The sequence below is a fragment of the Nocardia sp. NPDC003963 genome (assembly GCF_053605105.1).
This window is the reverse complement of the sequence record NZ_JBSGIP010000010.1, coordinates 117,523-138,038: the sequence shown is the minus strand read 5'-3', so window position 1 is coordinate 138,038 and position 20,516 is coordinate 117,523. Positions and strand designations below refer to the sequence as shown.

Annotated in this window: 18 protein-coding genes; 10 read left to right on the top strand and 8 right to left on the bottom strand. The window is 69.3% G+C overall.

Annotated elements, in window-relative coordinates:
- The first annotated feature begins 41 nt into the window (after positions 1-41).
- On the top strand, positions 42-620 hold the full coding sequence (locus tag ACWEWT_RS19325) for a sigma-70 family RNA polymerase sigma factor (RefSeq protein ID WP_449903245.1): 579 nt from the start codon (positions 42-44) through the stop codon (positions 618-620).
- A complete protein-coding gene (locus ACWEWT_RS19320; protein ID WP_452560676.1) occupies positions 613-1,782 on the top strand; it encodes an anti-sigma-D factor RsdA in 1,170 nt (389 codons plus the stop codon). The genes ACWEWT_RS19325 and ACWEWT_RS19320 overlap by 8 nt, the downstream gene beginning before the upstream one ends.
- A 157-nt stretch (positions 1,783-1,939) precedes the next feature.
- On the opposite strand, the gene ACWEWT_RS19315 is transcribed toward ACWEWT_RS19320, so the two are convergent.
- On the bottom strand, positions 1,940-2,353 hold the full coding sequence (locus ACWEWT_RS19315; RefSeq protein WP_030522220.1) for a DUF5319 domain-containing protein: 414 nt from the start codon (positions 2,351-2,353) through the stop codon (positions 1,940-1,942).
- 268 nt (positions 2,354-2,621) lie between these two features.
- Between ACWEWT_RS19315 and guaB the strand changes: the two genes are divergently transcribed.
- From guaB to guaA, 3 genes are all read left to right on the top strand, one after another.
- Positions 2,622-4,163: an IMP dehydrogenase gene (gene guaB, locus ACWEWT_RS19310; RefSeq protein ID WP_452560674.1), complete on the top strand. Its 1,542-nt coding sequence runs from the start codon at positions 2,622-2,624 to the stop codon at positions 4,161-4,163.
- A 481-nt stretch (positions 4,164-4,644) separates the two neighbouring features.
- Entirely contained in the window at positions 4,645-5,823 is a 1,179-nt protein-coding gene (locus tag ACWEWT_RS19305) for a GuaB3 family IMP dehydrogenase-related protein (RefSeq protein WP_452560672.1), read from the top strand.
- 154 nt (positions 5,824-5,977) lie between these two features.
- A complete protein-coding gene (gene guaA, locus ACWEWT_RS19300) occupies positions 5,978-7,555 on the top strand; it encodes a glutamine-hydrolyzing GMP synthase (protein ID WP_452560670.1) in 1,578 nt (525 codons plus the stop codon).
- 64 nt (positions 7,556-7,619) lie between these two features.
- Here guaA and ACWEWT_RS19295 read toward each other — a convergent pair whose 3' ends face one another.
- Both ACWEWT_RS19295 and ACWEWT_RS19290 read right to left on the bottom strand, forming a co-directional pair.
- A complete protein-coding gene (locus ACWEWT_RS19295) occupies positions 7,620-7,868 on the bottom strand; it encodes a hypothetical protein (RefSeq protein ID WP_452560669.1) in 249 nt (82 codons plus the stop codon).
- Entirely contained in the window at positions 7,861-9,441 is a 1,581-nt protein-coding gene (locus tag ACWEWT_RS19290; protein ID WP_452560667.1) for a PspC domain-containing protein, read from the bottom strand. Before ACWEWT_RS19290 ends, ACWEWT_RS19295 begins: the two co-directional genes overlap by 8 nt.
- 159 nt (positions 9,442-9,600) lie before the next feature.
- Between ACWEWT_RS19290 and ACWEWT_RS19285 the strand changes: the two genes are divergently transcribed.
- The gene (locus ACWEWT_RS19285) at positions 9,601-11,046 is read left to right on the top strand and encodes an ATP-binding protein (protein ID WP_452560665.1); all 1,446 of its coding nucleotides are present in this window, start codon (positions 9,601-9,603) and stop codon (positions 11,044-11,046) included.
- A gap of 355 nt (positions 11,047-11,401) precedes the next feature.
- Complete coding sequence (locus ACWEWT_RS19280) at positions 11,402-12,058, top strand: response regulator (protein ID WP_452560663.1); 657 nt, start codon at positions 11,402-11,404, stop codon at positions 12,056-12,058.
- 12 nt (positions 12,059-12,070) lie between these two features.
- On the opposite strand, the gene ACWEWT_RS19275 is transcribed toward ACWEWT_RS19280, so the two are convergent.
- A complete protein-coding gene (locus ACWEWT_RS19275) occupies positions 12,071-13,228 on the bottom strand; it encodes a class I SAM-dependent methyltransferase (RefSeq protein ID WP_452560661.1) in 1,158 nt (385 codons plus the stop codon).
- 228 nt (positions 13,229-13,456) lie between these two features.
- Between ACWEWT_RS19275 and ACWEWT_RS19270 the strand changes: the two genes are divergently transcribed.
- Both ACWEWT_RS19270 and ACWEWT_RS19265 read left to right on the top strand, forming a co-directional pair.
- Complete coding sequence (locus tag ACWEWT_RS19270; RefSeq protein ID WP_452560660.1) at positions 13,457-14,086, top strand: AMIN-like domain-containing (lipo)protein; 630 nt, start codon at positions 13,457-13,459, stop codon at positions 14,084-14,086.
- A gap of 157 nt (positions 14,087-14,243) precedes the next feature.
- Positions 14,244-14,774: a hypothetical protein gene (locus ACWEWT_RS19265; RefSeq protein ID WP_452560659.1), complete on the top strand. Its 531-nt coding sequence runs from the start codon at positions 14,244-14,246 to the stop codon at positions 14,772-14,774.
- 9 nt (positions 14,775-14,783) lie between these two features.
- Here ACWEWT_RS19265 and ACWEWT_RS19260 read toward each other — a convergent pair whose 3' ends face one another.
- Entirely contained in the window at positions 14,784-16,370 is a 1,587-nt protein-coding gene (locus ACWEWT_RS19260; protein WP_452560658.1) for a Y-family DNA polymerase, read from the bottom strand.
- Positions 16,360-17,151, bottom strand: a complete 792-nt coding sequence (locus ACWEWT_RS19255) for a hypothetical protein (RefSeq protein WP_452560657.1) — start codon at positions 17,149-17,151, stop codon at positions 16,360-16,362. The genes ACWEWT_RS19260 and ACWEWT_RS19255 overlap by 11 nt, the downstream gene beginning before the upstream one ends.
- 236 nt (positions 17,152-17,387) lie before the next feature.
- Between ACWEWT_RS19255 and ACWEWT_RS19250 the strand changes: the two genes are divergently transcribed.
- Positions 17,388-18,512: a serine/threonine-protein kinase gene (locus tag ACWEWT_RS19250; RefSeq protein ID WP_452560656.1), complete on the top strand. Its 1,125-nt coding sequence runs from the start codon at positions 17,388-17,390 to the stop codon at positions 18,510-18,512.
- Positions 18,513-18,525: 13 nt separating this feature from the next.
- Here ACWEWT_RS19250 and ACWEWT_RS19245 read toward each other — a convergent pair whose 3' ends face one another.
- Positions 18,526-18,987 carry a MarR family winged helix-turn-helix transcriptional regulator gene (locus ACWEWT_RS19245; protein WP_452560655.1) on the bottom strand — a complete coding sequence of 154 codons (462 nt, stop codon included), beginning with the start codon at positions 18,985-18,987 and terminating at the stop codon, positions 18,526-18,528.
- Positions 18,988-19,054: 67 nt separating this feature from the next.
- The gene (locus tag ACWEWT_RS19240; protein WP_452560653.1) at positions 19,055-20,215 is read right to left on the bottom strand and encodes a hypothetical protein; all 1,161 of its coding nucleotides are present in this window, start codon (positions 20,213-20,215) and stop codon (positions 19,055-19,057) included.
- Positions 20,216-20,516: the final 301 nt, after the last annotated feature.

Here is a 20,516-nt window from a genome sequence, read left to right as displayed (position 1 = left end):
ACAGACCGTGCCACTTTGTAACGCCAGGAATTCCGCTGACGATGACGCATACGGGCGAAGAGTTGGACCGCGCCGTCGCCGCTGCTGCGCAAGGCGATCGGTCTGCTCTAGCTCAGGTACTGGAAATGGTCCGCCCGCTGGTGATGCGTTATTGCCGCGCGCGGATCGGTGCCGCGGAGCGTGGACAACTCTCCGCGGACGATGTCGCGCAGGAGGTCTGTCTAGCGGTCATGACCGCGCTACCCAGGTATCAGGACCAGGGTAGGCCGTTCATGGCCTTCGTGTATGGAATCGCTTCGCACAAGGTTGCCGACGCCCATCGCAACGCCTCCCGTAACAAGGCGGAGGCGATGGCCGAAGTACCAGATGTCATATCCACCGACCACGGCCCGGAGCAACGAGCTCTCGAATCGGAAACCAGCCGGCAGATGAACACCCTGCTGGCCACGCTTCCGGAGAAACATCGAGAGATCTTGATCCTGCGCCTGGTCATGGGTCTGTCAGCAGAAGAAACCGCAACCGCCGTGGGCAGTACGGCGGGCGCGATACGAGTGGCCCAGCACCGGGCGCTCGCAAAATTGAAGGCACAAGTGGCGAGGGCAGGTGAAATGTATGGCTAGGGATGGCGGGCGCGGTCGGGGCGACAAATGGGCGCGGCGTGCATCGCGGAACACCGATCCCTACGCCGAGGGCTCCGGTACCGGATCCGAACCGGTGGATATCGTCGCGGTTCGTCATGACGACGAACTGATCGACGCTATCGCCCGTGGCGGACCCATTCCTACCGAGAGCACCGAGGAACTCCAGCTGGCGACACTGCTGGCGGATTGGCGGGCCGAGATCGTGGCGCCGCCGCTACCGGACGCGCCCGATCTCGATACGGTGGTCGCGTCGGTCAACCAGGAGATCGGTGCCCGGCAGGCGCGGATAAGCGCGCAATCGGGCGGTCGCCTGCGGCTGCTGCGGCCGATCGCGACGACCGCCGCCGCGCTGGCGCTGGTGTTCGGCGGGCTCTCCGCGTTCTCGTATCAGGCCGAACCCGGCGATGCGCTCTGGCGGGTCAAAGAGGTCGTATTCAGCGAACAGGCCCAGAGCACGGTCGTGCAGTACGCGGGCGACGATCTGGCCGCCGCGCAGACTCTTCTCGAACAGGGCAAGCCGGATGAAGCCCGGGAGCGGTTGGAGCAGGCTTCGACCAATACCACCCAGGTGAACGATCCGGCCAAACGCAACGAACTGGTCGAGCGCTGGAATCAGCTGTTCCAAGAAGTTCGTAAGGTGATCCCGCCGGAAATCGCCGCCCAGCTGGAGCAATCCGCTCCGTCGCCTGATCCGGGCGCTCCGGTGCCGCCGTCGACGCCCGGTGGGAGTACCGAACGTCCCAGCAGCACCGTGTCGACGACTCCGGGACCGGGAAACCAGCCCGAGCGCCCCGGTGTTCCCGGTAGCGGGGACAAGCCGATCGCGCCGGAGGTCCCGTCGCCCGATCGGCCGGGTCCCGGTGATACGCACGCCCCGGACAGTCATACGCCGGATACGAATGCGCCGGACACCAATGCTCCGGTGGTACCGCCGCCGGTGACTACGATCACGCAGCTTCCGAGCCCGTCCACCCCCGGCGGGCCGGGAGCGGATTCGGTGGAGCCGCCGACCCAGTCCACGATCAGTTCGCCCGGGTCGTCCCAGCCGTCCGTACCGCAGGTACCGCCGACGACCACTGCCCCGCAGCCGTCGATCCCGCAGCAGATCCCGACCACCCCGCCGGGAGGCGCCACCAACTGAACGGTGACACACGAATGGCCATCCATACGCGTATGGATGGCCATTCGTGTGTTCGGCCACAGTCGGTGTGTGTGCCGGTGGAACCGGTCGTAGCCGTGAAAGATCGATCGGCCTCGTCGTGCGAGCCGATCACGCCGGACGGGCCGGCCCCCGGGACTCAGCTGTCGAAGGCGTCGAACCCGTCGCCGTGGAACGCCTCGTTCATCGAGGCATCGGCGTATCCGCGACAGTAATCCCAGGTGACGTAGGCTTCCGGAGTCGGGTCGTAGGCGGGCTCGTGCGGGCGGACCGTGCCGTCGACGAGGAGCTGTAATAGATTGGCGCGCAGCATATCCCAGTCGTGATAGTGATCCTGCCGACAATCCTCGCAGCTCACCACGAGCCCGCGGATTCCGCGGTGGGCCAGTAGTGCCTCGTAGACTGCGAGATCGGCGAGATCCTCCTCGACCGCAAGGCGCTCGTGAGGATCCAGCGGTTCCCCCGGCTCGATGGCATCGAGCGCGGCGGACGGGTCGGCGGGGTCTCCGGCGAACGGATCCGGCGGCAAGCCAGGTGGTAGATGGTCACGCACATCCCCACGGTACGCAGAACAGGGTGGTCTGCGCCAGCCGTCCGCGCCGTCAGTTTCGGCGTCGCCCGTCGATCGATGGGTACAGCCCTCAGTTGATCCACGGTCCGAGCGGACCGATACCATGGTGTCACGGCGCCGACGAGTACCGATCACCCGGCCACCACCGGTGGAGAACAGAACCGGTGCCGTAGTCCAATCCCAGTAACAGTTCGCTATCGGGTCGCCGTACCCCGGTAGTGCTGCCGACGTCCAGGAGGGGTCGATCCGAATGAGTAATCCCGTACCGGGCGAGCGCACCGTAGTCCGCCCTCATACGGGTGGTGACGATCCGAACAAGATCGCCATGCTCGGCCTCACCTTCGACGATGTGCTGCTGCTCCCCGCCGCCTCGGACCTGATCCCCAGTTCGGTCGAGACATCGAGTCAGCTGACCCGTGAGGTCTCGTTGCGGACCCCGCTCGTCAGTTCCGCCATGGATACCGTCACCGAAGCCCGGATGGCGATCGCCATGGCCCGGGCCGGCGGTATGGGTGTGCTGCACCGCAACCTGTCGGTAGCCGATCAGGCGAGCCAGGTGGAGACCGTCAAGCGGTCCGAAGCCGGAATGGTCACCGATCCGGTGACCTGCCGTCCCACCGACACCCTCGCCGAAGTGGACGCCATGTGCGCCCGCTTCCGGATCTCGGGGCTGCCGGTGGTCGACGAGACCGGCGCGCTGGTCGGCATCATCACCAACCGCGATATGCGCTTCGAGGTCGATCAGAACCGGCGCGTCGCCGATGTGATGACCAAGGTGCCGCTCATCACCGCCCAGGAGGGCGTCACCGCCGAGGCCGCGCTCGGACTGTTGCGCCGGCACAAGGTGGAGAAACTACCGATCGTCGACGGCGAGGGCCGGCTGCGCGGGCTCATCACCGTCAAGGACTTCGTCAAGACCGATCAGTTCCCCGACGCCACGAAGGACCGGGACGGCCGGTTGCTGGTGGGCGCCGCGGTCGGTGTCGGTGACGACGCGTGGTCGCGCGCCATGACCCTGGCCGACGCCGGCGCCGATATCCTCGTGGTCGATACCGCGCACGGACACCAGCGCCAGGTACTCAGCATGGTCAGCAAGGTCAAGGCCGAGGTCGGCGACCGGATCCAGGTCATCGGCGGCAATATCGCCACCCGCGCCGGTGCCGCCGCGCTCGTCGAAGCGGGCGCGGACGCGGTGAAGGTCGGCGTGGGACCCGGCTCCATCTGCACCACCCGCGTGGTCGCCGGTGTCGGCGCTCCGCAGATCACCGCCATCCTGGAAGCGGTATCGGCCTGTAAGCCGGCCGGAGTCCCGGTCATCGCCGACGGCGGTATCCAGTTCTCCGGCGATATCGCCAAGGCCATCGCCGCGGGTGCCTCCACCGTGATGCTCGGCTCGCTGCTCGCGGGCACGGCCGAATCCCCGGGTGAACTGATCCTCGTCGGCGGTAAGCAGTTCAAGAGTTACCGCGGGATGGGATCGCTGGGCGCCATGCAGGGTCGTGGTCAGGCGAAATCCTTCTCCAAGGATCGCTACTTCCAGGACGATGTGCTGGCCGAGGACAAGCTCGTACCGGAGGGTATCGAGGGCCGGGTGCCGTTCCGTGGGCCGGTCAACCAGGTGATCCACCAGTTGGTCGGCGGACTGCGCGCGGCCATGGGTTACACCGGCGCCCAGTCGATCCCCGGCCTGCAGGAAGCGCAGTTCGTCCAGATCACCGCGGCGGGGCTGAAAGAGAGCCATCCGCACGACATCACCATGACCGTCGAGGCCCCCAACTACACCGGAAGGTAGGCGGCCGGGCGGCGCTGCCGCTCGGCCGTATCGCTCGCGGGGTGGGGAGCACGGAGGCCGTGCGGCCGCGCCCGGTCCCCGAGGCGCCACGCCGGAACCGGACGATTTCTGCGGGCCGCCGTACGGCACTGTGCCGGATGCGACGAGGTCTGCGGAAAGTCCGAGGTCCGTCGCGATGTTCGGCCCGCGAAGCGGATCTGCCGCGGGCGCGGGTCCCGAGGGTTGAACAGCGAAACCCCGGAGGCCGCGACCCGCGGGCGGCGACGCGCCCGAAACGCTGTGTAAGGTTTACGTGTAATTACGCGGTTCACCTGGTGAAACCGATGACATCGGTGCCTCGTTCCGCGAGCCGGAAAGGGATCGCGGCCAGTTCTGCGGTTCTGTCCTCGAAACGTATGCGCGGTATCGCGGACGGAGAACGTGGGGCCGAGGGGGCCCGGACTCGCGCGCGGTAGCGCGCCACCAACACAGGAGTTATTTCGTGCGCGATATGGTCGAGATCGGAATGGGCCGGACGGCTCGCCGAACCTATGGACTGGACGATGTCGATATCGTTCCGTCGCGCCGGACCCGCTCGGCGAGCCAGGTGTCGCTGGCCTGGCAGCTCGACGCCTACCGATTCGATATTCCGTTCCTCACCCATCCCACCGACGCTCTGGTCTCCCCGGAATTCGCCATCGAGATGGGCCGCCGCGGCGGATTGGGTGTTATCAACGGTGAAGGTCTGTGGGCGCGGCACGCCGATGTCGCCGACAAGATCGAACAGCTCGTCGAACTCGCCGACAAGGGCAGCTATCAGCGGGCGGTCGCCTTCCTCCAGGAACTGCACGCGGCCCCGATGCAACCCGAGCTGCTCGCCGCGGCCGTCGCGCAGGTCCGCGCGGCCGGGGGCACCGTCGCGGTGCGGGTGAGCCCGCAGAACGCCCGTAATCTCACCCCGGGCCTCCTCCAGGCGGGTATCGATCTGCTGGTGGTCCAGGGCACCATCATCTCGGCCGAACACGTCGGCGCGGGTGAACCGCTGAACTTGAAGACCTTCATCGCCGAACTCGATGTCCCGGTGGTCGCCGGCGGGGTGAGTGATCACCGGACCGCGCTGCACCTCATGCGGACCGGCGCCGCGGGTGTGATCGTCGGCTACGGATCGCAGGAGGGCGCCACGACGACGGGCGAGGTCCTCGGTATCGGGGTACCGATGGCCACCGCCATCGCCGACGCGGCCGCCGCCCGCCGCGACTACCTCGACGAAACCGGCGGCCGTTACGTGCACGTCATCGCCGACGGCGATATCAACACCTCCGGCCAGCTGGCCAAAGCCATCGCCTGCGGAGCGGACGCCGCCATGCTCGGCGCGCCACTTGCGCTGGCCGCCGAATCCCCGGGCCGCGGCTGGTACTGGCCTTCGGCGGCCGCTCATCCCTCGGTACCGCGCGGCTCGCTGCTCTCGCTCGACGAACCCTGGGATTTCGCGGACGAACTCCTCTCGGGCCACGCCGCCCGGCCGGCGACGGTGCGACCGAGTCTCGAGCAGGTCCTCACCGGGCCCTCCGACGATCCGTTCGGATCGCTGAATCTGGTCGGGGGCCTCCGCCGTTCGATGGCCAAGGCCGGGTACTCCGACCTCAAGGAGTTCCAGAAGGTCGGCTTGAGCGTGCGGTAGTCGGCTTTCGGTTGCCGGCTGAGGTGAGGTGGGGGCTTGCTCGTGCAGGCGAGGCCGGGCCTCCACCCTTCGGGATGTCTCGTACGACTCGACTCAGGGGGTCGCGGGGCATCGAGCACCTCGACGTGAGGGCCTCCCGGGCATCACTAGAATCATGCGGGTGACGCATTCCCAGAGACCCGTTCTTGTTGTCGACTTCGGTGCGCAGTACGCGCAGTTGATCGCCCGCCGGGTCCGGGAGGCGAAGGTCTATTCCGAGGTGGTGCCGCATACCGCCACCGTCGCCGAGATCGCGGAGAAGCAGCCGCTCGCGGTGATCCTGTCGGGTGGTCCGGCCAGTGTGTACGCCGAGGGGGCGCCTTCGCTCGATCCGCGCCTGTTCGACCTGGATGTGCCGGTGTTCGGGATCTGTTACGGGTTCCAGGCCATGGCGCAGGCGTTGGGCGGGACGGTCACCAATACCGGGACTCGCGAATACGGGCGTACCGAACTCGATATCGACGGAGGTCTGCTGCACGAGGGGCTGCCCGGGGTGCAGCCGGTGTGGATGAGCCACGGGGACGCGGTCACCGACGCGCCGGAGGGGTTCGCGGTCACCGGTACCACGGTGGGCGCGCCGGTCGCGGCGTTCGAGAATCGTGCGCGGAAGCTGGCTGGGGTGCAGTACCACCCGGAGGTGCTGCATTCGCCGCACGGGCAGCAGGTGCTGAGCCGGTTCCTGCACGATATGGCCGGAATCGCGCCGACCTGGACCGCGGCCAATATCGCCGAGGTCATGGTCGAACAGGTACGCGCGCAGATCGGTGACAAGCACGCGATCTGCGCTCTGTCCGGTGGGGTGGACAGCGCGGTGGCGGGCGCTCTGGTGCAGCGTGCCATCGGCGACAAGCTGACCTGTGTTTTCGTCGACCACGGGCTGTTGCGTGCGGGAGAGCGGGAGCAGGTGCAGCGGGATTTCGTGGCCGCCACGGGTGCCCGGCTGGTCACGGTGGACGCGGTGGACAAGTTCCTGGGCGAACTGAAGGGTGTCACCGACCCGGAGGAGAAGCGCAAGATCATCGGGCGTGAGTTCATCCGGTCCTTCGAGGACGCGGTGGGCGAGGTCGTCGGTGAGCAGGCGGCGGCCGAATCCGCGCCGACGGTCGAGTTCCTCGTCCAGGGGACGCTGTACCCGGATGTGGTGGAGTCCGGCGGCGGTACCGGTACCGCGAACATCAAATCGCATCACAATGTGGGTGGGCTGCCCGAAGATCTGGAGTTCGAACTCGTCGAACCACTACGGCTGCTGTTCAAGGACGAGGTCCGGGCGGTCGGCCGGGAGCTCGGACTGCCGGAGGAGATCGTGGCCCGCCAGCCCTTCCCCGGTCCCGGGCTGGCGATCCGGATCATCGGCGAGGTCACCGAGGACCGGTTGCGTACGCTGCGACAGGCCGATGCCATCGCGCGTGAGGAACTGACCGCGGCCGGACTGGACGCGCAGATCTGGCAGTGCCCGGTGGTCCTGCTCGCGGATGTGCGCAGTGTCGGGGTCCAGGGTGACGGCCGCACCTACGGGCATCCGATCGTCCTGCGGCCGGTATCCAGCGAGGACGCGATGACCGCGGACTGGACCCGGTTGCCCTACGAGGTGCTCGAGCGGATCTCCACCCGGATCACCAACGAGGTCGCCGAGGTCAATCGAGTGGTGCTGGACGTGACGAGCAAACCGCCGGGCACCATCGAATGGGAGTGACGAGGGAACCGGCCGGACCACTGCAGGTCCGGCCGGTTCTCTCGTGGGGTCGTCGAGCCGGTCGCTAGCGGCGTCTCCGGGGGGAGACGACCAGTACCAGGCCGACCACGATCGCGACCGCGACGATGATCCACCCGATCGGAATCATCGTGGTGGGATCCCATCGGCCCGGGCCGGCCAGCGCCCAGGCGCTGAGCACGATCGCGAGTACTCCGGCGAAGAACAGTCCGGGAGAGAAACCGCCGCGCCGGACGCGGCCGCACGTTCCGCGCCGTCCGGATCGTTCGGTCGTCTGCTGCTGCTGATCAGCCACGGCGCACCTCCGCATCGCCCATTCGTACATTCACATTCAGGTTCAGGACCGGGGCGTCACCGCCCGGACCGGTCAGCCCGTCGGGGCAGTTCGCCTCACCCATCCGGACGCTGCAGTCGGTGCGTACGTTCATGTTCTCGGGCAGCAGGACCATCGCCTGACCCATCCGTACATCCACGTCGACGGTTCTGTCCGCAGTCAGGTCGAGACCGCGCAGGTCGAGTGTGCCCGACCCCATGGTGACCTTGTACTCCGGTCGCATCTCGGTGGCCGAGGCCGGTGCCCAGGTGCGGTCACCCATGGTCGAATTGCTCAGGTCCACCGGTCCGATCACCGCGGCCAGCAGCACGAAGGCCGCCAGGGGTGCGGTCACCAGCAGCAGGCCGTGTCCACGGCGCCGGAACGAACCGAGTACCAGGCCCAGTCCGACCACCGCCAGCGCGATCGCGCCGATCCGGCCCGGGGTCATCCATTCGGCCCCGGCCACGGCGGCCGCGCCGGCGCCCGCGGCGGCGAGGACCGCGAGTCCGAGGACTACCGGGGTGAATCGGGAACGTGCGCGCGGCTCGTCCGCCGGTGCGACCATCGTGCGGCCGGGGCCGGGTTCGGGGAGATCCCAGGCCAGCGGAGCGACGCCCAGCGGATCCCACGACGGTGGGGTGCGTTGTTCGAATCGGCCGGTACCGGGTTTGTTCATATCGATCCTGGTGGTGGCGGCACGGGGCGCGTCGGGGCCGGTACCGCCGGTGGGCCGGTCTCCGGGAGAAACGGCGGTATGCGGGCCGGTGGGTGCGCCGGGAGAGTTCTCGGGACGGCTCGCGGGAGGGGTGGTGTCGCCGGCGCGCAGCGCGGGCCCGGCGTCCGGAGAGTGTCCGGGGGCCGCGGTACCGGTCGGCTGCGGGGGAGTGTGCTGCGGACGCGCACCGGCGGAATCCACAGGACTGTCGGCGGAGTGCTCGGGGGGCTGCGACTCGGCGGCGGGCGGGTCCGGGATATAGCGGTCCGGCAGCTTCGTGTACGGCGTGTAGACATCGGAAGCCGAAGCGTAGGGGTCGACTCCGCCCTGCGGGAACATGGCGCCCGGATATCCGGTGGTCCCCGGGGTGCCCAGTGGTTCCGGTTCGCTGGTGCCGGGCGGCAGCGGTGGGGGTTCGGGAGACCGCATATGCAACATCCACCAGGCGGCGAGCATGAGCGCGAGCGCGATGACACCGGATCCGCCGAGTCCGATACCCACCGGGCCCATCGTGCTCACCGCGATCGCGAGGGCCACGATCAGCACGATGGTCTTGGTCTGATTCTGCGATGGCTGATCTTTGCGGGTGAGCGATTCGGCCATCGATCCACGGCTCCCGGGCTCCGGGAACAGCAGCCATCCGGCGAGGTAGAGCACGATTCCGGCGCCACCGAAAATGGTCGATACCACGAATGCCACCCGTACCAGCACCGGATCGATCCCGTAGCGGTGGCCGAACCCGGCCGCGACTCCGGCGATCGGGCCCCGCCGGGGCAGCCGAACCGGCCGTGTCTGCCACATCTGCTGGAGCTGATCGCCGAAGCTCGTTTTCGTCATGGACCCCATGGTCCGCCCGGGATGCCCGAGCGCACATCGGGGGGAACCCTGAAGTTGCTCCGGAAAACCTCCTGAGCACCGGCGATGGGGGCGGCCGATGCGGATATCAGGGTGTTTCCCCATGGCTGCCGGGGACGCTCCCGTGCCAGTATCGAGGGTATGTGCCCGTTCGGACCTGCCTTCTACACGCGGGGGGCCGCTGCCGGGTCCGGGGCGGTTCCCGGTAGCGACAGCCCTCAGCTGGTGCGCCGTTCCGGCGGCCGGATCGTGGGCGGGGTCGCCGGCGGTATCGCCGACCATCTCGGTATCGACGTGCTCAAGGTGCGGATGGTCTTCGTGCTGCTGTCCGCCTTGGCCGGGGCCGGGATAGTCGCCTACGGCCTGCTCTGGATCTTCACCCCCGACGGGGCGGATTCGGGTCGTCCGTCGGGTACCGAGCGCCGGCAGGCGATCGGCCTGGCCCTGCTCGGTCTGGGGCTGTCGGTTGCGGTGTCGTGGGCGTTCAGTGGCGCGGCGGCCCGGGTGATCGCACCGATCGTGGTGATCGCGGTGGGCGCGGCGCTGGTGTGGCGGGAATACGATGCCGACGGCCCGCGGTCGCTGGTGGGGATGCCGGCGAAACCGTCGGTGGTGACCTGGTCGCGGATCATCGCCGGGGTGACGCTGGTGGTCACCGGTCTGGCGGTGGTGGTGCTCTCGCAGGTGGACTGGGGTTCACTGGGCTCGGCGCTGCTGGCGGTGGCCGCCACGCTGATCGGGGTGGGTCTGCTGACCGTTCCGCTGGGCCTGCGGTTGATGCATTCGCTCAATGCCGAACGGGCCGCCCGGATCCGTAACGAGGAACGCGAGGAGATAGCTTCCCACCTGCACGATTCGGTACTGCAAACGCTGGCGCTCATCCAGCGCCAGGCCGGTGACCCGCAGGAGGTGCTGCGGCTGGCGCGTAGTCAGGAACGCGAACTGCGCCGCTGGCTGTTCGCCGATTCGGGTCCGGCCGAATCCAGTCTGGCCGCCGCGCTGCGCACCATCGCCGGTGAAGTCGAGGACCAGCACGGGGTGAAGGTCACCCCGGTGACGGTGGGCGATGTGGCGATGGACGGAGCCGATCGCGGTGCCGGCCTGCCGAAGGAACATTTCACCGCGGTCCTGGGCGCCACGCGGGAAGCGTTGGTGAATGCCGCCAAACACGCCGGAGTCTCCGATATCGATCTGTTCGCCGAAGCCGAACCGCATCAGGTCAGCGTGTTCGTCCGCGACCGCGGCACCGGGTTCGATCCCGATTCGGTCCCGGAGGACCGGCACGGATTGGCGCGTTCCATTCGCGCCCGGGTGGAACGGCGCGGCGGGACGGTGGAGATCCTCTCCGAGCCGGGGCGCGGCACCGAGGTGCGCATCATCATGCCGCGCGAGGATTCCGGAACTTCCGGAACAGCGGATTCGGCGAATGCCGCCGAGGACGGAACCGCGAGTTCCGCCGCCCCGGATCCCGCGGCGGCTTCCGGACCTGCCCGCGAACGCACCGGTTCCGGCCGGAGCGTCACGGCCGGTCTCGCCGGGACGCATCGGTCCGCCGCGGACCCGGTGCACCCGAACGGCCACCGCTGATGGATCCGCTGGGGCCCAGCCGATTTCGATCACCTCGTAGGACGCCCTCCGTGGTGGCCGCCGCGCCGACGAGCGGCAGGTGGCGCCGATCGCCCACCGTGCGTCCGGTTCTCCGTCACACCACATCCGGGGCCGTGGGGTGCACGATGATCGCGGCCGCTCGTCCGGCGCAGCGCACCGAGACCGGGTGCCGTCGCGCTGTTCGGTCGGCGTGGCGGAAGCGAAAAGTGGTCGGCCGTTCGGAGTATGCGACCATTGAGCACTTCCGGCCGCGGCGAGCCTTCCCGGGCCGGGTACGAGTGCCGAGGAGCGGTGGCGGGACGTCGGGGGCCTCGACCCCACGCGGCGGCGCGCCATGAACACAGCGAGGTTGGGTGTGCGGGTTTTTCTGGTCGACGATCACGCCGTCTTCCGGTCCGGGGTACGGGCCGAGCTGAGCCGGGAGACGGATATGGAGGTGGTCGGCGAGGCCGGTGGTGTGGCCGAGGCCGTGGCGGGGATCAACAGTGCGAAACCCGATGTGGTGCTGCTCGATGTGCATATGCCCGACGGTGGCGGAGTGGCCGTGTTGCACGGTATCGACAGTGGGCCGGTATGTCTGGCGCTGAGCGTGTCCGATGCCGCCGAGGATGTGATCGCGGTGATCCGTGCCGGAGCCCGCGGCTATGTCACCAAGACCATCTCCGGCGCCGAACTGGCCGACGGGATCCGCCGGGTGGCCGGTGGTGACGCGGTGTTCAGTCCGCGGCTCGCCGGTTTCGTGCTGGATTCGTTCACCGGGCGCTCGCCGGTTCCCGAACCGCCGCTGGACCCGGAACTGGATTCGTTGACACCGCGCGAGCTGGAGGTGTTGCGGTTGCTGGCCCGCGGTTACACCTATCGCGAGATCGCCGAGAAACTGTTCATCTCGGTGAAGACGGTGGAGACGCACGCGTCGAATGTGCTGCGCAAGACCCAGCAGTCCAACCGGAACGCGCTCACCCGCTGGGCACATCGGCGGCGGATCGACTGAGGCCGCCGGGTATCAGGTGCGGACGGGATCGTGCAATCCGCGCACCGATCGCGTGACGGTGAATTTCCGGTTGCGGCCCATCACCTCGGTGCGACCGACCATCCGCTCGACCACGGTGCGATGGTTGAGATGATTGTTGTACACGGTCCACAGCTCGCCGCCGGGACGTAGGACCCGGCCCGTCTGGGCGAACATCTTGATGGCCGATCCGGTGTGCACAGCGGCGCCGATATGGAACGGTGGATTGCATACGACCAGGTCGGCGCTGTTGTCGGGAGCCCCGGACATGGCATCGTCGCGGACCACCCGGACACGGTCGGTCACCTGGTTGGCGGCCGCGGTGGCGGTGGCCGAGGCTACGGCGGCAGCGGATTGATCGGTGCCGACCACGGTGAGGCCGGGCCGGGACCGGGCGAGGGCCACGGCCAGTATCCCGGTGCCGCAGCCCAGGTCGACGGCGTCGCGGGCGTCGGGTTTCATGGCGCGCAGATGTTCCAGCAGGAACCGGGTGCCGATATCGACGCGGGTCCCGGAGAACGCGGCGCCGTGGGCGATCACATCGAGATCGAATTCGCCGATGTGCTCGTGTAACGGAAACCGGGGAACGCCCACCGGTTTCGGGCCGCGGACCAGCAGGGTGCGTGATTTCTGCCGACCGCGGCTGGCCCGCACCTCGGCGAACGATTCGGCCAGGACATCGTTCATGGCCTTGGTGAGGTATTTGTCGCGGCCACCGGCGAAGACCTGGACCGCGGGATGGGCGTAACGGGCGACAGCTTCGGCGATTTCGGCCAGCCCGGCCAGCACGCGCGGCAGGCGCAGCAGCACGACGGTCGCGCCGCCGAGCAGATTCTCGTCCAGTGCGTGCGGGGTGTAGCGGTCGGCCAGCCCGAGGCCGCGGGCGTTGGCGGCCAGGGCCAGTTCACCGGTGAGCAGGTCCTGATGGACCCGTATCCCGTGCAGATCGTGGGCGGCCGCGGCACCGAGGGTGAGAGCTCCGTAGCCGTCGCCGATCACGGCGACCGTTTCCCGGGCGGCGGCGGCCTCGGTGAGTGCTTCCGCCGCTACGTCGAGAATCAGGCGGTCGGCGGCATCGACGGCGTACAGGTTGGCGGCCTCCACATCCGGATAGCGGCGCAACCTTCCCAGTAGGTCCTCCACATCTCGCACGTAACAAGTGTGCTAGATCGTTGCCGCGGCCCGTCGGCCGCCCCGCCTGATCGGCGGAGACCGGGTGGCGGCCCCGGTACGCCGGACCCGCCGCGGCCCCGGCCAGTCGTCCGATCGCACGGTCGCCGGGTCCGTGACCACCCCGGGACCAGGGCGCGTACCGCCGATGGCACACCGGTGCGAGCATGTTCCCGCAGGACAGCGGCCACGGCGGTTAGCATCGGCCCCATGCGTACCGGGCGGGTTCTGGTAGTGGCGGCGATGCTGGGTTGCCTGGCGGGATGTGCCGACTCCGGGTCCACACCACCGGTCAGCTCCCCGGAGCTGGTGCCGGCGGTGCCGACATCGGAGGTGGACACCCCGGCGTTGCCGGTGCCGCCGATTCCGATTCCGATTCCGGGCGAGGTGGCCCCGGCGCCGGACGATACGGTGCCCAAACAGGCCGGGGCCTCCCCGGGCGCGTTGCTGACCGTGACCGATATCCGGCTGAGCCGGCATCCCGGGTTCGACCGCGTGGAGTACGAGCTCGGCGGGGAAGGTACTCCGGGCTGGAGCGTGTGGTACACGGGGCGGGCTCTGCAGGACGGCAGCGGACGGGAACTCGAGGTGGCGGGCGATTCGGTGCTCGAGGTGCGGATCACCGGATCGGCCTATCCCTTCGACAGCCAGGTGGCTCCCTACGCCGGCCCGGATCCCGCCACCGATCCGGCGGTACCCGGGATCGCCGGGGTGTATCGGACCACCGTTTTCGAAGGGGTCACGCAGTCGTTCATCGGAGTCGCCGCCGAGGAGCCCGGGTTCACGGTATGGGCCGCCTCGATGCCGAATCGCCTGGTCATCGATATCGCGACGGGCTAGCGCGGGCGCCCACCGGTATCGGTTGATCATCAATGGACAGGCTGGGCAGTCGAAATACGACCCGACACAGTACGGTTGACAGCACCGGCGGCTCAGATGTCCGGCGCGCCGGTGCGAAAATACGGGGTCGTGGGCATCCGAGGGGAGTGCAACACCTATGCGACGATTCGAACGAGCCGGCCTCGCCGCTGCCGTGACCGCGCTGGTCGCGGGCAGTTTCCTCGTTGCCTGCTCGAACACCGTGACCGGTACCGCCCAGGTGAACCAGTCCGAGTTGCAGCTGTACACCTCCGAGGTGAAATCGTCGTCGGCCGCGGCCTCCTCCTCCCGGGCCGCCGCGGCGGCCTCCGCCGCCACCGAGGTGTGCGACGCACTGCGCGACAACAACAACCCCGCGGTGGACGCTTTCAACGCCTATATCGACGCCAGTGACGCCAAAGCCCCCGATCTCGAGCCGAAGAAGCAGGCCGCGATCACCGCGCTGCGCAATACCGCAGGCAAGATCGACGAGAACCTGAACCCGGATGTGCCCAACGATGTCTCCACCCCGATGCGCACCTACCGGGAAAACCTGAAATCACTGGCCGACCTGCTGGAACGTAATGCCTCGGTCGAAGAGGTGAACGGTCAGATCGATACCTTCAACAAGGACAAGGACGCCGCGTTCGACTCCTGCGACGGGTACTGAGCCCGCCGCTCATTCGTAGAGCCCTTCCACGCACCACCGGTCGTCCTGGACGAGCAGCAGCAGGCTGTGCGGGCCGGGTAGTTCCACCTGCGCGCGGGCGGCGGGCGCGGCGCCGGACGACCACCACAGTTCGTCCAGCAGCCAGGGGCCGGCCCATGCGGTGAGCCGCCAGCTGGATCGTCCCCAGCGCAACCGGGCCGGAGGCCCGCTGAAGCGGCCGCGCTCGGTGATCCGCACGGGTGTGCCGTCGGCGGATTCCAGGGTGACCGGTGGGCGGCGGAGCATGATCACGGCGGGCGCGGGTTCGGGGATCCGGCCCGGCCAGGGCGGTACCGGATCGGTATGCGGGGCCGGTTCGTCGCCGAACGTGACCATGGTGACCCGTTCGGCCGGTCCGCGCCCGCCACTGAGCACCCCCACCTGCACCGCGTCTCCGCCGAGCAGGCCCTGGACCCGGATCAGCGCGCGCAACGCGCGTTCGTCACCCGACCCGGTATCACCCCACAGACCCAGTTGCAGGGCGGCGGCCGGGACCAGCTCCACCGGTATCAGGTGCAGCAGGATGATCGGGCCGGTGGGCCGGCCGGCCGGGGGGCGGGTCAGCCAGCCGTCGAGTTGCCAGCGCACCCGGTCGGCGACACCGTCGGCGGTCAGCGGTTCGGCGCAGCGCCAGACCCGTGACAGGTGCTCGCCCGTTTCGGTTTCGGCGCGGATTTCCAGCCGGGTGCAGGCCAGGGTGGCCGCGGCCAGGGTCGCGGTCAACCGGGTGGCCAGTAGCCGACCGGCGAACGCGGCCCGGTCTACCCGGTCGATCGGCGGATCGCAGGGCAGCCGGATCTCCAGCTCCGGTGCCGGCCGGCGGGGTGCCGGCGGGCGTTCCGGTAGTGCGCGGGCCACCCGGTGCGCGTGGATCGCGTCCGTGCCGAACCGGGAGGTGACCTGGGTGGGGGTCAGTTCGGCGAAATCGGCGATACGGCGCAGGCCCAGCCGGTGCAGCAGGTCCAGGAGTGCGGCTCGTTCCGCGGCGGCCGGGCCGGGTTCGGCCGCCAGTTCCCCGATCGGCAGCGGTGCCAGGAACTGTGCGTCCTGTCCCGGCGCCACCAGGGTCCCGTGCCGGGCGGCGATGATCGCGGTGGACAGTTCGTCGGCGATACCCACCCGGGCCTCCACTCCGGCGGTGGCCAGCGCGGCGAGCAAACGGCGGGCCGCGGCCTCGGCGGAACCGAAATAGCGGATGACGCCGCGCGCGGACAGTGCCAGCAGGCCGGGCCGCAGAACTTCCACGCCGGAGGCGAGCGTATCGACGGTCGCGGCGACCGGTTCGAACAGCCGGGCGTCGCGGTCTGGGTCCTGTTGTGCCACAACCAGTTCCGGGCAGCGGCCCTGGGCTTCGCGTTTACGCATTCCGCGGCGCACCCCCGCTTCGCGGGCGGCGGCCGAACAGGTGACGACCCGGTTCGCGTGCAGGACCGCAAGCGGTTGTTCCGGCGGTAGACCCGCACTCGCCGCCGCCGCGACCGCGGGCCAGTCCGGGCACCACACCGCCAGCACCCGGGGGCCGCCGCGCGCTGTGGGCGCGGAGGGGTCAGGAGGCAACTGAACGCTCCCGCCGTTCCGGGGTGAGCCCGCCGTCGGCGGTCGCGCTGTCCGGTGCCGTCCATTCCACCCGGCCGGCCAGCGGCCGGGCGACCAGCCGGCCGCGCCGCGGCACACCGGTTTCCGCGCGGACCTCGACATCGAGGCCGATCGAACGGATACGGCCGCTGCCCGTGCCGAGCCCGGTGTAGCCGGATACCTTCGCTTCCAGCCGCAGATCCGGGGCCGGCCAGATACCGTCGGTGACGATCAGTGTGGCGCCTTTTCCGCGGGCCTTCGCCGCGAGCACCCGGGCGCGCGCGGGGGCCACCGTGGCGCCGTCGAGGCCGAGTACCACCAGCTCCATACCGTCGAGCAACACCGCGGCCACCTCCACCGGATCCCGGCCGGCGTCGGCGACCACGGCGAGCCGGTCCAGCCGGGCGCCCATCTCCGCGGCCGCGAGCAGGCCCAGCCCGGGCAGCCCCACCGCGGCCGCGTGCCCACCCGGTCCGGTGACCGCGGCGAGGAGCCCGGCCAGTAACGACCCGGCGCCGGTATAGCCCACCACTGTGCCTTTGACCAGGCCGCCTTCGGGTAGCAGGGGAGCCAGGGCCGAGGGGACGGGCAGGATCTCCCGGCGCAGCACCGCCGCCGGGACCACCGGCGCGGACAGGCCGTTCTCGCCGCGCGGCGCCGCGGTGGGACCGGGTACGCATCCGCCGCTCGCCGCCCGTGCCCGCCGCAACTGCGCCAGTTCGCGCAATTGCGCGCCGCTGGCTTTCGGGGGTCGTGCCGTCATACTCTCACCCACTTCCGCGACGGATGCCGGACAGCCGGCCGGTCGCACCGAAGTGGCCGGCACCGCCCCAGCTACCTCCTGATTCGAACATACATTCGACAGCCTATCGGCTGGAACCCGCCTCCGGAAGCACCGCCCGGCATAGCTACGACCCGCTGTAGTGAACGCAGTCACGTGTTGTGTGGTCCAGCTCCGAATCCGGCCAGCTACCATCGAATTCGGCTAGTCTCACTCCCATGATCGATCGCCCCCGCCCCATCGTCGGCCCGGACTATCTGGTCGCCGGCCGATACCGCCTGCAGTCGAAGCTGGGTGGTGGCGGTATGGGAGCGGTCTGGGAGGCCAAGGATCGGCTGCTCGACCGCGAGGTCGCCATCAAACAGGTGTTGTCCACCGCCGGTATGGACGAGGCCCAGGCCCGGCGGGTCCGCGACCAGATCGTGCACGAGGGCCGGGTCGCGGCGAAACTGTCCCACGAACACGCCATCGCGGTCTACGACGTGGTCCTCGAGGCCGGCGAGCCCTGGCTGGTGATGGAGCATCTGCCCTCACGCAGTGTGGCCCGCGCGCTCTCACTGGTGAACACCCTCTCGGTGATCGAGGTGGCCCAGATCGGCGCCCAGGTCGCCGACGCGCTGGCCGCCGCGCATCATGTCGGAATCGTGCACCGCGATATCAAACCGGGCAATATCCTCGTCGCCGACCGTGGCCCCGGGGTCGGGATGGCGAAACTGAGCGATTTCGGTATCTCCCGCAATATCGCCGAGGCCGCCGACGAACCGGACGGGATGATCACCGGTACGCCCGCCTATCTGCCACCGGAGGTCGCGCGTGGCGCCCAGCCGACCGCGGCCAGTGATGTGTTCTCGCTCGGCGCCACCCTCTACACCGCCATCGAGGGTCAGCCGCCGTTCGGAATGGACGACGATACCGGCGCCATCGTGGAGCGTGCCGCCATGGCGCAGATCATTCCGCCCGCCCGCAGCGGGGTGCTCACCCGGGCGCTGCTGCACATGATGGAACCGGCCCCGCAGCGTCGCCCGACGATGGCCGAGGCGCGGGACGAGATCCTGGCCAGTGCTTTCGGCCCGGGCGCCGCCGGCAATATTCTCGGCGCGCCGGTGCGTACCGAGGACGGCACGATCCCCGCCTGGGCCGCCCGCAACTCCGCCGCCGGACTGCGCAGCCCCCGTTCCGGGCCGTTGCCCCGGCGTGCGCAGCCGCAGCCGCCCCGGCCCGCCGCGGTCGCGGTTCCCGCCGCGCGCAACGGTTCGAACCAGCTCAGTCCGACCGTCGCCGTCACCGTCGGCCTGCTGATCGGGCTGCTCATCATCATCGTGATCCTCGTCATGGTGATGTAGCGCGGCGCCGGAATCAGCCCGGTAGCGGTCCGCCGCTACCGGATTCGTCGAGTAGTAGTGCCAGCATCTCCCGGAATTCGGTAGCGTGCCCGGCGCCCAGGATGCGCGCCCAGTCCTGTTCCACCGCGATCATGCTGTCGCGTAGTACACCGACCGCCGCGCGGCCGCGGTCGGTGAGGCAGACCAGTTTGGCCCGCCGGTCGGTGGGGTCGGCGGCGCGGACGAGATAGCCGCCGCGTTCCAGCGTGCCCACCACCTGCGCGGTGGCCTGCCGGGTCACCCCGGTCAGCGGTGCCAGCTCCGAGATCCGCTGCCCGCCCGCGAGCAACGGCGGAAAGAGTTGCAGGGCATGGCGTGGATGGAGGTCGGGCATCCCCGCCGCGGCGAACGCTTCGGCCAGCCGGACACTGGTCGCGCGGGTCAGCCGGTACAGCAGTACGGCCGGTGACGAGCCCGCCGCGGTGGATTCGCTCATGACGACCGATTCTCGCCGAGCCCGCCGCGCGCCGGTGTCCCCGGTGGCGACGGCGTGGGGCGGGTGGTCAGCAGAGTCCGGCCGTACCACCCGGATAGGTGACCTCCGGGTAATAGGAGCCCAGTACCGGTGCCGGGTTCTCCGGATCGGCGTTCTGCACAGAATCGGGAAAGTCGTCGGCAGGCAGCATATTTCGCATGATCAGCAGGGTTTCGCCGGAATTCGCGGGTAGCCAGGCGGCACCGCAGCGCGGGTCCGGCCGGTGCTCCGGCGCGGAGATCACGATCGTGAATTCACCGTCCTCGTCCACCGGGATCTGGTCGTCGACCAGACAGCCCAGGGTGCTGGTGGAGGGCCCGTCACCGCTGCACATCGACCAGTACCGCAGCTGCGCGGGCGCCATCCGCGGGGTGCCGGGAAAGGTATCCGGAGTTTCGGGGAGGCGACCGCGGACGATCGCCGTGCGGCCGGAATCCACCAGGGTGGCCAGGTACTTGTTGTCCGGGTTGGGGAACAGGCCGCCGCCTTCGCTTCCGGCCCACTGTGGTGCGCGCGGCGGCGGAGTGGCTCGCCCACCCGGCCGGACGCGGCTCTCCGGGAACACGCCGTGCGGGTCGGAATCGCTGGTGCTGCTGCCGCAGTCGGCGAGTTCGACAGCGCCACCCGGGGTGCGCACCGTGGTTCGCGGCAGACCGGTACCGCCCATCGCATCGCGTCCGGCATCGGGACGATAGACCCGGTAGATCACCGGGATCACACCGTCTACCGCCCGGGCGTAGAGCGTATTGGGTTCGGGGTCCGCCGGCCGGTCGCCGGCGACCACCCGGACGGTATAGGACCGGTTCTCGTTCTGCCGCTCGGCGCCCGCGGGGAAGGGGTTCCCCGAGCCGGCGTCCGGAACGATCGCCGTATCGGTCAGTACGCCGGTGGCCACCCCGGACGAATACGAGACGAAAGACATATATCGCGCGTGCGGGAACTGCCCGCGCAGGGTCACGTCCGTTCCCGGGGCGGCGGGTACCAGGGTCATCCAGTAGTCGGCGAAGGTGTCGGGGAAGGCGACGTTGAATGTGCTCGCCCCGATCCGCGGGCTCCATCCGCAGGTGATCTCCGGTGGTGCCGCGGTGGCGGGGACCGGTGTGGTCAGTGCCGGGAACGCCGCGGCGCAACCGGCCGCGACGGCCAGGGCCAGGGTGCGGTGTCGATACCCGCGAGTCGCCGGGGTCATATCGCCCTCGTTTCGTGTTCGGCCGGTGTCCGGAAATGACCGCCGCCGATGCGGCACGCCGATTATAGGCAAGCTACTTGCGTAATTGGATAGGACACCCCGGGAGCAGGTGATATCCGTATCCGGCGAGGTCGTGCGTGGCATATCTGCCGGTCCGTGGCACATACCGGCCCGACCGGCGGTAAGGTCCGGTTTGTCTGTCTTGTCGTCTCGCCCGGGAACTTCCCCGGGGTCCGTGATCGTTGGACGGACAGTTGGATATCGAGTAACAGCTCGAGCCGACGGTCGTGCCCCGGTATGG

Coding starts and splice junctions, on each gene's coding strand:
- ACWEWT_RS19325 (WP_449903245.1), top strand. CDS start 42: ATGACGCATACGGGCGAAGAGTTGGACCGCGCCGTCGCCGCTGCTGCG.
- ACWEWT_RS19320 (WP_452560676.1), top strand. CDS start 613: ATGGCTAGGGATGGCGGGCGCGGTCGGGGCGACAAATGGGCGCGGCGT.
- guaB (WP_452560674.1), top strand. CDS start 2,622: ATGAGTAATCCCGTACCGGGCGAGCGCACCGTAGTCCGCCCTCATACG.
- guaA (WP_452560670.1), top strand. CDS start 5,978: ATGCGGGTGACGCATTCCCAGAGACCCGTTCTTGTTGTCGACTTCGGT.
- ACWEWT_RS19290 (WP_452560667.1), bottom strand. CDS start 9,441: ATGACGAAAACGAGCTTCGGCGATCAGCTCCAGCAGATGTGGCAGACA.
- ACWEWT_RS19285 (WP_452560665.1), top strand. CDS start 9,601: ATGTGCCCGTTCGGACCTGCCTTCTACACGCGGGGGGCCGCTGCCGGG.
- ACWEWT_RS19280 (WP_452560663.1), top strand. CDS start 11,402: ATGAACACAGCGAGGTTGGGTGTGCGGGTTTTTCTGGTCGACGATCAC.
- ACWEWT_RS19270 (WP_452560660.1), top strand. CDS start 13,457: ATGCGTACCGGGCGGGTTCTGGTAGTGGCGGCGATGCTGGGTTGCCTG.
- ACWEWT_RS19265 (WP_452560659.1), top strand. CDS start 14,244: ATGCGACGATTCGAACGAGCCGGCCTCGCCGCTGCCGTGACCGCGCTG.
- ACWEWT_RS19255 (WP_452560657.1), bottom strand. CDS start 17,151: ATGACGGCACGACCCCCGAAAGCCAGCGGCGCGCAATTGCGCGAACTG.
- ACWEWT_RS19250 (WP_452560656.1), top strand. CDS start 17,388: ATGATCGATCGCCCCCGCCCCATCGTCGGCCCGGACTATCTGGTCGCC.
- ACWEWT_RS19245 (WP_452560655.1), bottom strand. CDS start 18,987: ATGAGCGAATCCACCGCGGCGGGCTCGTCACCGGCCGTACTGCTGTAC.
- ACWEWT_RS19240 (WP_452560653.1), bottom strand. CDS start 20,215: ATGACCCCGGCGACTCGCGGGTATCGACACCGCACCCTGGCCCTGGCC.